General features: G+C 52.1%; 15 protein-coding genes. 8 read left to right on the forward strand and 7 right to left on the reverse strand.

Translation table 11 applies throughout. The features are described from left to right. Window positions 1-22: 22 nt before the first annotated feature. Together ACLBVC_RS19510 and ACLBVC_RS19515 are read right to left on the reverse strand one after the other, a co-directional pair. Window positions 23-295 carry a hypothetical protein gene (locus ACLBVC_RS19510; RefSeq protein ID WP_259228963.1) on the reverse strand — a complete coding sequence of 91 codons (273 nt, stop codon included), beginning with the start codon at window positions 293-295 and terminating at the stop codon, window positions 23-25. A gap of 90 nt (window positions 296-385) precedes the next feature. Next, the gene (locus ACLBVC_RS19515) at window positions 386-1,099 is read right to left on the reverse strand and encodes a DUF3053 domain-containing protein (protein WP_410151003.1); all 714 of its coding nucleotides are present in this window, start codon (window positions 1,097-1,099) and stop codon (window positions 386-388) included. Between the two features lie 169 nt (window positions 1,100-1,268). Here ACLBVC_RS19515 and ACLBVC_RS19520 point away from each other — a divergent pair, with 169 nt between their 5' ends. Next, a complete protein-coding gene (locus tag ACLBVC_RS19520) occupies window positions 1,269-2,339 on the forward strand; it encodes a DUF1615 domain-containing protein (RefSeq protein WP_410151063.1) in 1,071 nt (356 codons plus the stop codon). Between the two features lie 365 nt (window positions 2,340-2,704). Further along, complete coding sequence (gene cspE, locus ACLBVC_RS19525) at window positions 2,705-2,917, forward strand: transcription antiterminator/RNA stability regulator CspE (RefSeq protein ID WP_101076387.1); 213 nt, start codon at window positions 2,705-2,707, stop codon at window positions 2,915-2,917. A gap of 637 nt (window positions 2,918-3,554) precedes the next feature. On the opposite strand, the gene ACLBVC_RS19530 is transcribed toward cspE, so the two are convergent. The 4 genes from ACLBVC_RS19530 to ACLBVC_RS19545 all read right to left on the reverse strand — a co-directional run bounded on the left by ACLBVC_RS19530 (window position 3,555) and on the right by ACLBVC_RS19545 (window position 6,939). Further along, a complete protein-coding gene (locus ACLBVC_RS19530) occupies window positions 3,555-3,692 on the reverse strand; it encodes a hypothetical protein (RefSeq protein WP_410151004.1) in 138 nt (45 codons plus the stop codon). Between the two features lie 472 nt (window positions 3,693-4,164). Further along, complete coding sequence (locus ACLBVC_RS19535; protein ID WP_410151005.1) at window positions 4,165-4,368, reverse strand: hypothetical protein; 204 nt, start codon at window positions 4,366-4,368, stop codon at window positions 4,165-4,167. A gap of 135 nt (window positions 4,369-4,503) precedes the next feature. Beyond that, window positions 4,504-5,754 (reverse strand): L-lactate MFS transporter, encoded by a 1,251-nt coding sequence (locus ACLBVC_RS19540; RefSeq protein WP_410151006.1) that lies wholly within the window; start codon window positions 5,752-5,754, stop codon window positions 4,504-4,506. 408 nt (window positions 5,755-6,162) lie between these two features. Next, window positions 6,163-6,939: an alpha/beta fold hydrolase gene (locus tag ACLBVC_RS19545; RefSeq protein ID WP_410151007.1), complete on the reverse strand. Its 777-nt coding sequence runs from the start codon at window positions 6,937-6,939 to the stop codon at window positions 6,163-6,165. A 266-nt stretch (window positions 6,940-7,205) separates the two neighbouring features. Between ACLBVC_RS19545 and ACLBVC_RS19550 the strand changes: the two genes are divergently transcribed. The 6 genes from ACLBVC_RS19550 to glnB all read left to right on the forward strand — a co-directional run bounded on the left by ACLBVC_RS19550 (window position 7,206) and on the right by glnB (window position 14,449). Then, window positions 7,206-7,604, forward strand: a complete 399-nt coding sequence (locus ACLBVC_RS19550) for a hypothetical protein (RefSeq protein ID WP_410151008.1) — start codon at window positions 7,206-7,208, stop codon at window positions 7,602-7,604. 240 nt (window positions 7,605-7,844) lie between these two features. Then, window positions 7,845-9,791 (forward strand): penicillin-binding protein 2, encoded by a 1,947-nt coding sequence (gene mrdA, locus ACLBVC_RS19555; protein WP_152324588.1) that lies wholly within the window; start codon window positions 7,845-7,847, stop codon window positions 9,789-9,791. 587 nt (window positions 9,792-10,378) lie between these two features. Beyond that, the gene (locus ACLBVC_RS19560) at window positions 10,379-11,815 is read left to right on the forward strand and encodes a sensor histidine kinase (protein ID WP_410151009.1); all 1,437 of its coding nucleotides are present in this window, start codon (window positions 10,379-10,381) and stop codon (window positions 11,813-11,815) included. A gap of 31 nt (window positions 11,816-11,846) precedes the next feature. Then, entirely contained in the window at window positions 11,847-12,623 is a 777-nt protein-coding gene (gene qseG, locus ACLBVC_RS19565) for a two-component system QseEF-associated lipoprotein QseG (RefSeq protein ID WP_410151010.1), read from the forward strand. Continuing rightward, window positions 12,620-13,957, forward strand: coding sequence for a two-component system response regulator GlrR (gene glrR / locus ACLBVC_RS19570; protein ID WP_410151011.1), 1,338 nt, complete (start codon window positions 12,620-12,622; stop codon window positions 13,955-13,957). The genes qseG and glrR overlap by 4 nt, the downstream gene beginning before the upstream one ends. A 153-nt stretch (window positions 13,958-14,110) precedes the next feature. Next, complete coding sequence (gene glnB / locus ACLBVC_RS19575) at window positions 14,111-14,449, forward strand: nitrogen regulatory protein P-II (RefSeq protein ID WP_013574351.1); 339 nt, start codon at window positions 14,111-14,113, stop codon at window positions 14,447-14,449. Window positions 14,450-14,525: 76 nt separating this feature from the next. On the opposite strand, the gene hmpA is transcribed toward glnB, so the two are convergent. Beyond that, window positions 14,526-15,716, reverse strand: coding sequence for an NO-inducible flavohemoprotein (gene hmpA / locus ACLBVC_RS19580; protein ID WP_410151012.1), 1,191 nt, complete (start codon window positions 15,714-15,716; stop codon window positions 14,526-14,528). Window positions 15,717-15,723 lie beyond the last annotated feature (7 nt).

A 15,723-nucleotide genomic window follows, 5' to 3' on the forward strand; every position in this document is an offset into this window, starting at 1 on the left:
GGCCTTTTTTATTATGTATCGCTTAGCGGCTGCCGGGCAGCAAAGATTCTGTGCATTTGAAGACATCCTCACGGAATTTCCGCGAGGCGTCGTCCAGATCGGCCTGATTGGCGACGTCGGCACGGTTAGCTTCCAGTGCCTGATTGACGGCCACGGTAAAGGCGTTTTCCTGACTGGCGTTCAGCACGTTGCCCACGCTGCCAAACAGCAGGCGCATGGCGGAAATCTGCACCAGCAGTTCACGGTTTACGCGTTCAAGCTGGTCTACGCGTTTGGTCAGGGTTTCGTCGTTCATGGGTGTCTCCTTATTTAATTGCCGCACACCATAGCAAAAGCACCGGCATGAAAAAACCGCCTTGCGGCGGCGAAAGGGATGTCTGCCGGTTTAACGCACCATTTGCTGCATCTGACGGCTCAGTTGCATCAGCTGCGCATTCAGCGGCACCAGTTGCTGCTGAATGGCGTTGTATTTATCCAGCTGTTTCTGGTTGGCAAATTGCAGGCGATTGCCGGTGATGGTGACATTTTTGCCCTGACTTTTGATGAAGTCGGCTTTTGCCACAATCAGGTTGAGCACCTGCGGCAGCAAATCAAAGACCTGTTCGGTGACGGCAGCCGGTTTGCTTATCGTTTTCTCATACGCCTGGTCGTACACTTTTTTCAGGTCATCCGGCTGCTTGAGCGCCGCGTGCTGCGTATCTGCCTGCGTTTTGAGCAGCACGATTTTTTCTTTCCAGTTCGCGCTGCTGTCGGCCATTTTCTTCAGGTCGTCGCGTTGTTCGAGCAAGTTATTCACGCTGTTAACGCCGTTCATTCCGGCAAACACCGGTACCAGCGAGGAATCCAGCTCGATATTCATCTGATGATGGAAGCCGGTAATGATCGCGTAATCTTTGCTGTAATCGCCAAATTCTTTGGATTGTGCCTGCGTCAGTTGCGGGACGGCCAGCACCGGTTTGTCCAGGATCCGCGATTGGAGGAAATCCATAAAGGCTTTGCGCTGGGCAGGCTCTTTATCGCCACATCCGCTGACTATAAAAACCATCAGCAGCAGTATAAAAGGCATCAAAAATGCGCGGCTAAAGTGTGAGTTCTGCATAAATTCCTTGCTCCGTAAGCTCCGTTATCAGGATCCTAACCTTACTGAGAAAGGCTATTTTTTGCTAGATAGTTGCCGATATCTTCGCTAACGTCTTCGGCAAAGCCATTGATTCAGGGAATGTTTAACGTTGAACGCAAAGCGATTTTCAATTAACCGATCTGCCGTGATGCTGGCTGCGATGATCCTCGCCGGATGTACAACGGGAAAGAAAACCGAAGCGCCGGTGCAAAACCCGCGTGACGTCAAAGCCGATATCATGCGGCTGATGCCGTCTTCCGCACCGGATAGAAAAGGGTGGGCGACTGACATTACCGCCGCTTTCACCGCACAGGGCATTTCGGCGACGACGGAAAATATCTGTTCGGTGCTGGCGGTGGCGCAGCAGGAATCGAATTTCAATGCCGATGCGCCGGTGCCGGGGCTGGGAAAAATCGCGTGGAAAGAAATTGATCGCCGCGCGGATGCCGTTCACGTGCCGAATTTCCTGGTTCACACCGCGCTGCTGATTAAATCCCCGAACGGAAAGTCCTACAGCGAGCGGCTGGATAACGTAAAAACCGAGAAACAGCTCAGCGCCATTTTTGATGATTTCATCAACATGGTACCGATGGGGCAAAAGTTGTTCGGGAATCTGAACCCGGTGCATACCGGCGGGCCAATGCAAGTCAGCATCGCGTTTGCCGAAGAACATGCCAAAGGCTATCCGTACAAAATTGACGGCACAATCCGTAATGAAGTGTTCAGCCGTCGCGGCGGCGTCTATTTCGGCGTGAAGCATCTGCTGGGATATCCGGCCAGTTATTCCCAGCCGCTGTACCGTTTTGCTGATTTTAATGCCGGGTGGTACGCCAGCCGGAACGCGGCTTTCCAGAGCGCGGTGAGCAAGGTGACGGGGATTCCGCTGGCGCTGGACGGTGATCTGATTAACTACGGCACCGATAAACCAGGCGGCACGGAGCTGGCGGTGAGAACACTGTCGAAGCGGCTGGACATCAGTCATTCCGCCATCCGTAAAGCGTTGGAGAAAGGCGAGCAGCCGGAGTTTGAGGAAACCAGCCTGTATAAACAGGTTTATGCGCTGGCGGATAAAACCACCGGTAAGCGTCAGCCCCGCGAGTTGCTGCCGGGGATTACGCTGGAAAGCCCGAAAATCACCCGCAAGCTGACCACCGCGTGGTTCGCAAAACGGGTAGACGGACGCCGCGCGGATTGCATTAAACGCGCATCTGCCGGGTAATCCACTGGGAGAATAATCTTAAAGCCTGCTGATTTCCGGCAGGCTTTATGTTTTATCATCAGCCTGTAGCCACCGTCAGCGGCGGGCTGCACGTTATTTCCTGACGAATATAAATTGCGTCAATATAATAGCGATGAAATAAAAGCTTGCTTAATAAATCCCCCTGTGTGTAAATAGCGTCAACGGTTTGTAGTTAAGACCTATTTATGTAAGACATTTTAGTAAAGTAGTTCCTGGTTCAAGTGATATAGCAAATCCTTTCTCCGACGAATTTCCTTCTCTGATGCATCCATAAGTATTTCAAATAAAAACAGACCTCTATTGCCCTATGGCATCATAAAATAAAAACGAAGAAGGTATTTCCTATGTCTACTAAAATGACTGGTTTAGTAAAATGGTTCGACGCTGGTAAAGGTTTTGGTTTCATCAGCCCTGCAGACGGCAGCAAAGACGTGTTCGTTCACTTCTCTGCAATCCAGAGCAATGATTTCAAAACCCTGGACGAAGGTCAGAACGTTGAGTTCACCATCGAACAAGGTCAGAAAGGCCCATCAGCCGGTAACGTTGTCGTTCTGTAATGTCGCCAGATATTGAAAGTAATCACTCTGCAATAGCGAAGATGGGATAACCCGGAGCAGACAGAATAATTAATTCAATATCGACATGAATAATGACAAAAATAAGCCCTGGCCAACGCCGGGGTTTATTATTTAAACGCTTCCAGAATTATCTCGGGAGCCACAACAGAAAAACCGGTTTGCTTTTTTATTTATTTAGCCGTTTTTTCTGTTGTGAAAAGGCCGCGCTCAGGCCGCGTAATGTTGGAGTGTACGATGAACGCTTACGCCATAATGTGACAGCCGGGAAAGCACCGGCAAATTCCCTTCATTCTTTAGGCTGGCTCTGTATTGGCTGCCTTCGCTCACCTCAGTCACATACTTAATCTACGCTCCCGGGGATTCGTTACGTTGCCGCCTTGATCCAACCCAAATGATTTCGGGAATTGGCTTCTGTGCCTCTTATCCAAAACTAAATTTTTTTGAAAAAAAGCCAAAAAAAAGCCCGCACACGGCGGGCAAAATAACAGGGTTCTACAGGGGTATTACACAGGGACTTAACACAGGAACATCACACAACATTTGATGGATTTAAGATAACAAACGCTGTGTATGGTTTTGTCATTGTCCGGTAATGTTACTCCAGCAGATGTAAGCCTTATTTGTCGGCGTAATGACCAATGATCTGATCTATTTTGGCGTCAGCCATCGCAATTCCCTTCTGCATCAGAGACTCAGAGCCGATACTCGCCAGCACAATAACCGCAGCAACAATCATTAATCCTTTCCAGGTCATGATTTTCTCTTCCGTTTGTCACAGTGAATGGCAGCATTATGCGGCGATACGCGAAGTATCGCCACCGGGCAGGGCAAAACAATGAAAAGGCGTTAAGCGCCTAAGTGGCCGACGGTGAAGTAAGTGACCAGGCCGACGATGACCAGCAGCGCAATCGCTGCAGCGGTGTAGAGGATGATGCGTTTGGGGCTGTAAAATGTCATAAAATGTCCTTATTTATCCGTGGTGTTCAACGTTGCTGGATTAGAAAAGTTCCATCATCAGTGCCATCACGTAGCCGATTCCGACAGAACCGCCCGCCATGATTAACCAAAATGCTGTTGCCTTCATTTCACACTCCTTGTGCGTGTTGCGGAATAAATCGCCGAATGATCGGTTTCGAGCCGTGATTATAACAAACATATAATCCGTATGGATAATTATCTGTTCTAATTTTAGACACTTTACCGGAGTAAGGGCGGATTTTGTGATCTTATTTCAGATAGTCGCTGCGGGAAGTCAGTTTGCTGTGCGCGCCGGAGTCCAACGTGGTGGACGGGCGGGAACCGCTTTCGCTGGCTTTGCGGTTCAATTCAGAAGCCACTTCCTGTGCGCTTGAAGGGTAAGCCACGGCGAAACTGTTCATGGCGGTCATCGCCAGCATAAGACTGAAAAGAGCGAGGGTGGTGCGTTTCATTAACGGGTGTCCGGTCTGTTCACATTTGTTCATAGGTTTTTCGTGAATAAGCAGCCGGCTTTATATGCTTTACTCATAAGAAACGGGAGCAAATTATGCTCCCGTTCATCATTTATGATGCGTACAGCTGCTGCTTTACACGTGCTGGAGCGTATTATGACCGGCTTCTGATTTATTCGGTAAGCGAATCGTGGCAGAAAGAACCAATGATACTATCAATAATGCGGTAATGATGCTGAACGTTACCGCGAAGCCGCCGAACAGAGACGCCACCAGAGAAGCGAAGATGCTGCCGATACCGAAGCCGAGATACAGCAGACCGTAGTTTTTGGTCATGTTGTTCAGGCCGAAGAAATCGCTGACCAGTGAAGGATAAACGGTGATGGTGCCGCCGAAGCTGAAGGCCACACAGGCAACGGAGATGAAGAACATTGTTTCGTTCATGTGGGTGAACAACATCATGCTCATACCGGCCAGGGAAACAATCTGCGCGATGGAGATAACGCGGATACGTTGCATTTTGTCAGACAGAACACCCAGAACCAGACGACCGCTCAGGTTAGCAATCGCTATCACGGTCACGGCGTTCGCGGCTGTCAGGGCATCCAGTTTAACCAGGCTCTGGCCGATATCTTTTGCCACACCAATCACGTACAAACCGCTCATGCAGGCGGTGAGGAACATCAGCGCCAGCATCCAGTATTGCGGAGCGCGCACTGCTTCGGCCAGCGTGAAATCACGGCTGTCGTTGCTGTTGTCGTTCAGGCTGTTTTCTTCGCGGGTCACATCGGCAGTCTGCTGTTTCGGCGCATCTTTCATCATCATCGCACCAACAATCACCATCACCATTGCCACGCCACCCCAAATCATGAAGGTGTTTTGCAGGCCTTCGGTTGCCAGTAAATGCCCGCAAACGAATTTGAATAACAGGCTGCCCAGACCGTAAGCACCGATTGAACAGGCAGAAATCAGACCTTTGCGCTCAGGGAACCATTTCACGCAGTTGGTCAGCGTCAGCAGGTAACCGGCGCCATCCGCCAGGCCGACCAGCACACCGGCGCTGATGTACAACATAATCACGTTGTCAGAATGCGCGGTCAGGAAGAACCCGGCGGCCATCAGTAAACCGGCGGCGATGGTCACGGTACGCACACCGAAGCGTTCCTGAAGCTTACCAGCGACAGAAGAGGCGAGGGCCAGACACAGGCTCAGGATCCCGAAAGTCAGTGCCACGCGGCTGATAGGTTCGCCCAACTTCTCGGACAACTGGCCGTTGAACAGGCTCCAGGTGTAAACGGAACCCAGAGCAAGCTGAGTAAGAATGGTACCGGCCAGTGTCAGCCAGCGGGTACGGTTGTCGTTGTGCATGCCAGATTTGTCACTCATAGCGGGTTCTCCCGAGCGAAGTAGATTCAATTAACTGTCGCTATGATAGTCCTCGCGAATACATGCAGTTCATTTGCGGCGTGAGATGCATGAGTTATGGAATGAAATGCATCTGGCGAGGTATGAGTCGCCATTTTGGCGCCAAAAACACCCTGAAATTGGACTTAAAACGTGGCTGCAGGCCTTGCGGGACAAGGGTTTTAGTTGATCTGGATCACTAATCCTTCAATTAACCTTTTCGTGCATTCTCACAAGTTTTGTTACAAGCGACGGTTCTACGATTATCCGCTGACATCCGCAGAAGCAGGGAAGAATTATCACAGCAGCGATTTTGACTATTTATCAGGGGCTATAAATGCAAAACGAGCCTTAACCGGCTCGTTTTATACTTCAGTGCTTCAGGCCGAATCACAACGCTTCTGCATTCAGCGCCGCATTGATTGCCGCCGCAACGCCGGTCGGATTTTCCCACATCATCGAATGACCCGCCTGCGGTACCACGGCGGTATGCACGCCATGCTGCGGTAAAATCGCGACATCCGGTTCCGGCAGTGAAAACTCGCCAAACAAAACGGTGGCGGGCATTTTCAGGTTATAGAGCTGTTCGCGCCACGGCGTCGGTTCGCCATTGACCAGCCCGACGGCTTGCCGGTGAATGGCCAACGGAGACGCGACGCTCATCGATCCTGCCCAGACAGGATCATTGCTGCGCACGGCGACATTAATCAGATGCGCGTGGCCTTTAGCCAGATAGTCTTCTTCTGTATATTCCGCGACCGCACGGCTGAATATTCCGCCGCCTGCATCAAGATTTGGCTCGGCGACAATCAGGCGCTGAATCAGGTCAGGCCGCTGAGTCGCTACCATGATGGCAATACTGCCGCCCATGCTGTGGCCGATTAAATTGACCTGCGGTACCCCGAGGCTTTCCAGTAATGCGATGACGCACAGCGTGTGATCCTGCAGGCTGTAGCTGAAATCCTTTGGTTTATCACTGAAACCGGAACCCGCTAAATCCAGCAGGAATGATCGGCGAGGGCGCAGGGATGCATCGGTGGCGACGCGTGGAAAATCGCAGGACGCCGCGCATCCCAGGCCGTGGATAAAAACCAACGGAACGCCCAGCCCAGATAATTCGTGAAAACGTAAGACCATTTCCGTTCCGGGTACTTTGAAAGATTTCATCTCAATCCTTTGTTAACGGCGTATGTGCAATCTGCGGATTATAGGTAGGTTTTTTCTGCGTGGCAGTACAAAAAACAAGTAAATGAACAGAGTCATGAGTTTTACAGCAAAGTGCTTTCACATCTGTTTATCAGATTCCTGTTTTAGTTAAATTTTGTCTAAAAAATCGCCAATCAAACTGCGTGTAGTCCCGAATTTGGCTTAAGGTTTTTGGCACGTGAAAATATCTTTTGCGGGCTCTTTTCATCGTGCAGCCAAGTGATAGCATGGAACTCTTGCTCACTTTATGGATTTATCTGATGGTCAGGTTAGGCGGTTGTGTGGCGGTTGTCTTGGCGCTGGCGTCGTTTTCAGCATCGGCAGTCACGCAGTATCAATGTGTGTTAACGCATCATACGCAGTCCGAAGACGGCAATGATGTTTCTGAAGTCGTGAATAAAGATGCGCGCGTTTATGACGCCGGGAATACGTTCAGTTTTTCCCCTGACGGCAGCAAACTGGTCACCAGCCCTGAACTGACAGATATCATCGGTAAGGACAATCAGCCGATGAAAGCTGGCGCGCAGGATAACCTGATGTATATCCACGTAAAAGACAGCTTTGTGGTCGCGACGCAAACCGAAGGTTATGTCTATGGTGACTGCAAGGTCAACACGGTCAAGTGATGATGCGCGTCATATCGAGCTACAGGTGCGTTATTTGCTCCCGGTAACCCGAACTTTTTAAAGCATCATGCTCAGCCTGACGGTCAGCCGTTAATAAATAGAAACACTCCTGCCACTTCATTAGCACACTTCTTATAGTCGCCCGTTTACCGACGGGCTATCCTTGCGCACTTTTCCAGCCCCGAATTTTTCTTTTTTCGCCCGCTTCAAGAAGCAGACAATAAAGGTATTTGCCCGCTTATGGCCTTACTTAACGACGAAATCCGCGACCATACCGCCGAGTCCGTCCTTTTCGTTCGTCGCGCCGTGATCGCATTTCTGGTTGTGGCCTTAATGTCTGCTGCTCTGGTGTTCAACCTGTATCATCTGCAGGTCGGAATGCACGATTTTTACCAGACCCGCTCGAATCAAAATGACATCAAAATGCTGCCGATCGCCCCGAGTCGCGGGTTGATCATGGACCGCAATGGCGTGGTGCTGGCGCAAAATATTACGCTTTACCAGATTCAGGTGATCCCCGGAAAAGTGCCGGATCTTAAAGCGACCCTGAATGCACTCAAACCGATTGTCGATCTGACACAGGATGATCTGGACAGCTTCCATGACGCGATGATCCATGGCCGTCACTTTGCGCAGATCCCGCTGAAACTGGCGCTGACTGACGTCGAAGTCGCCCGTTTTTCCGTGAATCAGTTTGATTTCCCCGGTGTTTCCATCAGCACTTATCAGCAGCGGCGTTATCCGTACGGTGCGGAGCTGGCGCATGTCGTCGGTTATGTGTCGAAAATCAATGATAAAGACGCGAAACGTCTCGATGAAGAAGGGATCGCGGAAAACTACGCGGCTGACCACGATATTGGTAAGCAGGGCGTTGAAAAGTATTATGAAAATATCCTGCATGGCCGCACGGGTTATCAGGAAGTGGAAGTGGATAACCACGGGCACGTCGTGCGTCTTCTCAAAGAAGTGCCACCGCAGGCCGGGCAAAATATCTACCTGACGCTGGATCTTGGTTTACAGCAGTACATCGAAAAAGTCCTGAAAGGACAGCGGGCTGCCGTTGTGGTAATGGATCCGCGGGACGGCGGCATCAAAGCGATGGTGTCGAGCCCGAGTTATGATCCGAATCCGTTCGTGAACGGAATTTCCAGTAAGGAATACAGCGCATTGCTGAAAAACCCGGATCTGCCACTGATAAACCGTGTGACGCAGGGTTTGTATCCCCCGGCCTCGACGGTGAAACCATTCATGGCAACGTCTGCTTTATTTGAAGGGGTGATTACGCCGCAAACGACCTTCTTCGGCGCACCGACCTGGACGCTGCCAGGCACCGAGCGTCATTATCGCGACTGGCTGAAAACCGGCCACGGCCTGCTGAATGTCACCAAAGCCATCGAGGAATCCGCCGATACGTTCTTCTATCAGGTGGCGTATGAAATGGGCATCGACCGCATTCATACCTGGCTGAGCAAGTTCGGTTACGGGCAGTCCACCGGCATCGATCTCGACGAGCAATATAATGGCGTTCTGCCAAGCCGCGAATGGAAGATGAAAGTCCATAAAAAGGGCTGGTATCAGGGGGACACGGTTTCGGTGGGTATCGGTCAGGGTTATTGGGTCGCGACGCCAATCCAGATGGTGCGTGCGCTCAGCGCGCTGGTGAATAACGGCAAACTCGAAACGCCGCATCTGCTTTATTCTTCAAAAAGCGGCAAAGTGATCACGCCCTATAAAATGCCGCCGACGCAGCAGATTGCCGATGGCAAATCGCCAATCTGGGGAATAGTGAAAAATGGTATGTTCGGAATGGCGAATTTCCCGAACGGTACTGGTTATAAACTCTTTCACACCGCGCCTTATCAGATAGCCGCGAAATCAGGGACGTCTCAGGTATTCAGCCTGCGCGAGAATCAGGTCTATAACGCTAAAATGACGCCTGTCCGCCTGCGAGACCATATTTTCTATACGGCATTTGCCCCCTATAAACATCCGACGGTGGTGATGGCGCTTATTATGGAAAACGGCGGGGGCGATGGCGTGGTCGCCGGGCCGACGGCGCGTGCCATTCTTGACCATATCTTCCTGCCGCCGCAGGCCACGATGTGTGACCCGGCGAAAGCAGACAATCCGGCAGACTGCGAACAACCGGTGCCGACCCCGAATTCTCTTGGTTTCAGCGAGCACTGACAGACTCTTAATAAATCACTGATAAGATGATGTCATTAAATGGCGACAGATAAGTTTAAGTGTGTCGTCATTTGGCGACATTTAACCCACTGATTATAAGTAACTTTATTTTTCATCAAAAAACATGTTGGGAAATGACGACAGGAAGCGTGATTTTCATGCAGAGATTGCAGCCATTTTTTGAGTGAGACCTTCACTGATAAATAAAAGTTGTTATTTATCAGCGTAATGTAATTTATAAGTTATAACTGGCACGCTTTGTGCTATATTCTGGCAGTTGCTCATTCACCTGATTATGACTGCTCACGCGAGAGCGTTGATATGCTCATAATGTACGAATGACGCCAAAGAAACGGTGCCTATCGTTCACCAGACCGATAATCGTTGCGCAAGCACGTTATCAAGCATCGAACGACACGTTGAGTGAGGCACCACCTCTTCCGGTTTGTTGGATATCCATCAGGATATCCAGCAATACCACTCCTTCAAAGACTTCCTGTTTCTTTCAAATCCTCTTTCACTTTCTCCGTGACACACTGGCTGTTCAAACCGTTGTCAGTTAGCATGGTTTATGTGCGAAAAATGAGATGAATGCGTTGAAAAGAGGACGTTTATTCCCCGGTTCTTTACGCCAGCTGGTATTGATGGCTTTCCTGTTAGTCCTGTTGCCGTTACTGGTGCTAGCCTGGCAGGCTTATGACAGCCTCGATCAGCTCAGCCGTCAGGCGGCGCATATTAACCGCACGACATTAAGCGATGCGCGCCGAAGCGAATCCATGTCCAGCATCGCGCTCGAAATGGAACGCAGCTATCGCCAGTATTGCGTTCTCGACGATCCGACGCTTTCCCGCCTTTATCAGAATCAGCATAAACAATATTCGCAGCTGCTGGATGCGCACGCGTCCGTCCTGCCCGATTTACGCTATTACCAGACGCTGCGTACGTTGCTGACGCAACTGACCGAACCCACCTGCCACAATAATGCGCCGGATAATGACGCTTCCGCGCGGCTGGAAAACTTCTCGCGCACTAATGCCGAAATGCTTCAGGCAACCCGTGAAGTGGTCTTTTCCCGCGGTCAGCAGCTTCAGCGCGCGATTGCCGAACGCGGCCAGTTCTTTGGCTGGCAGGCGCTGGTGCTGTTTCTGCTCAGCGGCGCGCTGGTGGTGCTGTTTACCCGTATGATTATCGGGCCGGTGAAAGGCGTGGAGAGAATGATCAACCGGCTGGGAGAAGGGCGCAATCTGGGAGATGTCACGCGGTTTAAAGGCCCGCGTGAAATTCGTTCTCTGGTGCAGCGTATCGTCTGGCTGAGTGAGCGTCTGGCGTGGCTGGAATCTCAGCGCCACGAATTTCTACGTCACATTTCCCATGAACTCAAAACGCCGCTCGCCAGCATGCGCGAAGGCACGGAGTTGCTGGCCGATGAAGTCGCCGGGCCGCTGACGCCGGATCAAAAAGACGTGGTAGCGATACTCAACAGCAGCAGCCGTCACCTGCAAACGCTCATTGAGCAATTGCTTGATTACAACCGCAAACTGGCGGATGCGCCGGCGCTGAGCGTGGCCGTTGACCTTAATGCCCTGGTGAATGACGTCGTGATCGCCAACAGCCTGCCCGCGCGCGCCAAGAAGATCCGCAGCGAAGTCACTATCGGCGCGCCACTATGTCTGGCGGAACCGACACTGCTTAAGCGCGTGCTGGATAATCTCTATTCCAATGCGGTGCACTACGGGGCTGAATCCGGTACTATCTGGGTCCGCAGCCGGGAAGAAGCAGGGCGGGTGGTTATTGAGGTGGCGAACACCGGAACCCCGATCCCCGCAGCCGAGCGCGCGATGATTTTTGAACCTTTTTACCAGGGTAGCCAGCAACGAAAAGGGGCTGTAAAAGGCAGCGGTCTGGGATTGAGCATTGCTCAGGACTGTATACGCCGCATGCATGGAGAGCTGCAACTGGTTGCCGTTGAAGATGCGGACGTTTGTTTTCGTATTGAATTGCCCCTGACGGCTGAGAAAAACTGATCATGATCCTATTTGCAGGCTGGTGCGGCCAATGAACGCATTAACCTTTATGTCGAAATTCGTTTCCCGTCTGGTGCGCGTCGTGGCTCGCCGCCGGGTTCTCCTCCTTAGCGCTCCTCTGGCGCTGGCGGGTTGTGTGCCACATTCCGCCGATAACCGTTATTACCAGCAAGTTTCCGACCAGATTGTGCCTGACAGCAAAGTCATTGATTTCCGTATCGCCCCCTGCGAAACCCTATGGACGCTGGATGACGGCGAAGCGATGACCAACTCGCTGTACTGGCTGCGGGCGATGGATTGCGCCGATCGCATGAGCGATGCGCAGGCGCGTTTCCAGGCGCAGCAGATTTCGGCGACCCGCTGGGATCAGGTCTTCAAGCAAAGCATTCTGCTGTCTGGCGCTGAACCGGATCAACAGCAGCGCCGGGCATTGCTGGCCAAAGTGAGCGAATTCCGCGGCCAGATGCCGGGATCCATTCGCCCGCTGGTGCAGTTGTGGCGTGAGCGCCAGAATCTGCAAGTCGTGCTTGGTGATGAGAAGGCGCGTAACGCACGTCAGCAGGCGGTCAGTGAAGACAAACTTCAGATAATGGCCGCTGAACAACTGGTGCTGGAAAATAATTTAGCCGATACCCGCCGTAAGCTGGAAAACCTGACCGATATCGAGCGTCAGCTTTCCTCGCGTAAGCAGATCCAGGGCGATCTGCCGGACAACGACGCGACCTCGTCGTCAAAACCGGCGACCGGATCCACGGTGAAACCGGCAGAAACTTACGTGCCGCCTCCAAAGGAGTCGAACGCCAAATGACGATACGTAAAGCAGCAAGTTTATTACTGGTGGACGACGATCCCAGCCTGTTAAAGCTGCTGGGCATGCGTCTGACCAGTGAAGGTTTTCGTGTCACAACTGCCGAAAGCGGGGCTGAAGCGTTGCGCGTATTGCATCGCGAACGAATCGATCTGGTGCTGAGCGATTTACGCATGGATGAAATGGATGGCATGGCGCTTTTTGCTGAGATCCAGAAATTTCAGCCGGGAATGCCGGTCATTATTCTGACGGCGCACGGCTCAATTCCCGACGCGGTTGCCGCCACGCAGCAGGGGGTTTTCGGGTTTCTCACCAAACCGGTCGACCGCGATGCGCTATATAAAGCCATTGATGAAGCGCTGGCGCAGTCCAGCCCGTCGGTGGATGAAAGCTGGCGCGAGTCGATTGTGACCCGTAGTCCGCTGATGTTGCGTCTGCTGGAGCAGGCCAATATGGTCGCGCAGTCCGATGTCAGCGTGCTGATTAATGGCCAGAGCGGCACGGGTAAAGAAGTGCTTGCGCAGGCGATCCACGGTGCCAGCCCGCGCGGAAAGAATGCGTTTATCGCTATCAACTGCGGCGCGCTGCCGGAACAGTTGCTGGAATCTGAATTATTCGGCCACGCCAAAGGCGCGTTTACCGGTGCGGTCAGCAGCCGTGAAGGGCTGTTCCAGGCGGCGAACGGCGGAACGTTGTTTCTCGATGAAATCGGCGACATGCCGCTGTCATTGCAGGTCAAACTGTTGCGCGTTTTGCAGGAGCGCAAAGTCCGTCCGCTGGGCAGCAATCAGGATATCGACGTCGATGTGCGCATTATCTCTGCCACGCACCGCGATTTGCCGAAAGCGATGGAGAAAGGCGAGTTCCGTGAAGATCTGTTTTATCGTCTGAACGTCGTGAGCCTGAAATTGCCGACGCTGAGCGAAAGGGCGGAAGATATTCCGCTGCTGGCAAACCATCTGCTTCGCGTGGCGGCGCAGCGGCACAAGCCGTTCGTCCGCAGTTTTTCCACCGATGCGCTGAAACGGCTGATGGCGGCGAGCTGGCCGGGCAATGTGCGTCAGCTGGTGAACGTGATCGAGCAATGCGTAGCGCTGACTTCCGCGCCGGTCATCAGTGAGGCACTGGTGCAGCAGGCGCTGGAAGGCGAGAACACCGCATTGCCAACTTTTGCTGATGCGCGAAACCAGTTCGAGCTGAATTATTTGCGTAAGCTCTTGCAGATAACCAAAGGCAATGTGACACAAGCGGCGCGTATCGCCGGGCGTAACCGCACCGAATTTTACAAGTTGCTTTCCCGCCACGAGCTGGAAGCCACGGATTTTAAAGAGTAACGTGAATTTACTTTCAGCGGCATCGGGTACATTCCTGCCGCTGAACTATGATACCTTTAGCGCCTTCGCATGCTCCGGCATCCGAAACCAGACTGTGAACCATGCTGCCGCTCAGGAAGGCGGAGAGCAAACGAATGATTATAAGGGTCCGCCATGAAAAAGATTGATGCGATTATCAAGCCATTCAAACTCGACGACGTCCGCGAAGCACTGGCTGAAGTTGGGATCACCGGGATGACTGTGACCGAAGTAAAAGGTTTTGGTCGTCAGAAAGGTCATACCGAACTGTACCGTGGTGCGGAATACATGGTCGATTTCCTGCCAAAAGTAAAAATCGAGATTGTTGTGGCAGATGACATCGTGGATACCTGTGTTGAAACTATCATGACCACCGCGCAGACCGGCAAAATCGGCGACGGCAAAATCTTCGTGTTCGACGTGGCGCGCGTAGTCCGTATCCGCACCGGCGAGCAGGACGAAGAGGCTATCTGATTTTATTCAGAGTCTGAAACAGAAAAGGCTGACATTGCGTCAGCCTTTTTACTTTTCAGCGCGAGTATTCTCAAAGTCAGATGACTTTATGCGGGCCGAAACATTCGTAGTGAATGTTGGCTTCCGCAATGCCCAGTGCCAGCAGTTGTTTTGCAGCAAACTGCATGAAGCCCACCGGACCGCACAGGTAGAAGTGCATTGCCGGATCGGTCAGTTTTTCGCTGACTTTGCTCAGATCCATCAGCCCCTGATACTGGAAATCTTCACCGGGTAAATCGCTTGTCAGCGGCTGATTATACCAGACATGGCTTTCCAGCTGCGGAAGTTGTGTCTGCGCGCTTTTCACTTCACCGGCAAACGCATGAACCGCGCCATTTTCGGCGGCGTGCAGCCACTGAACCGGCGCTTTATGGCCGCGCTGCGCCAGCGTGCTGAGCATGCCTAACATCGGCGTCTGACCGACACCAGCGGAAATCAGCGCGACCGGCGTGGTTTCGCTGACATCCATGAAGAAATCACCGTGCGGCGCGGCAAGGTGAATAATATCGCCCGGCAGCGCAAAGTTATGCAGGAAATTAGAAACCGCGCCCTGACCTTCACGTTTTACTGCGATGCGGTACGTTTTACCGTTCGGTGCTTGTGTCAGGGAATACTGACGAATTTCCTGATTTTCCAGGGAAGCATCGCGGATATAAACCGCCAGATATTGCCCCGGCTGGAAATCTGCCACCGGCTTGCCATCAGCGGGTTCCAGCAGGAAAGAGGTAATCAGTTCGCTTTGCGGCTGTTTTTCCACAATGCGGAATTCACGGGTGCCGCTCCATCCACCGGTTTTTTCGGCGCTTTCTTTATAGATTTCTGCTTCACGATTGATAAAAACGCCCGCCAGCACGCCGTAGGCTTTGCCCCACGCCTCCAGCACTTCCTGACCGGGACTGAACATTTCATCCAGCGTTGCCAGCAGGTGTTCACCGACAATGTTGTACTGTTCCGGCTGAATGATAAAACTGGTGTGTTTCTGCGCGATACGTTCCACGGCGGGTAAAAGCGCCGCCAGATTTTCGAGATTCGCCGCATAAGCGCAGATGGCATCAAACAGTGCCTGACGCTGATCGCCATTGCGCTGGTTGCTCATATTGAAGATGTCTTTAAGCTCGGGATTGTGCGCGAACATGCGATCGTAGAAATGAGCCGTCAGTTTCGGGCCGGTTGCCGCGAGCAAAGGAATGGTGGATTTAACGGTTGCGATAGTTTGTGCATCTAGCATAGTGAAC

Source organism: Rahnella selenatireducens (assembly GCF_046449555.1).
In the GTDB taxonomy this organism is placed as follows: domain Bacteria; phylum Pseudomonadota; class Gammaproteobacteria; order Enterobacterales; family Enterobacteriaceae; genus Rahnella; species Rahnella selenatireducens.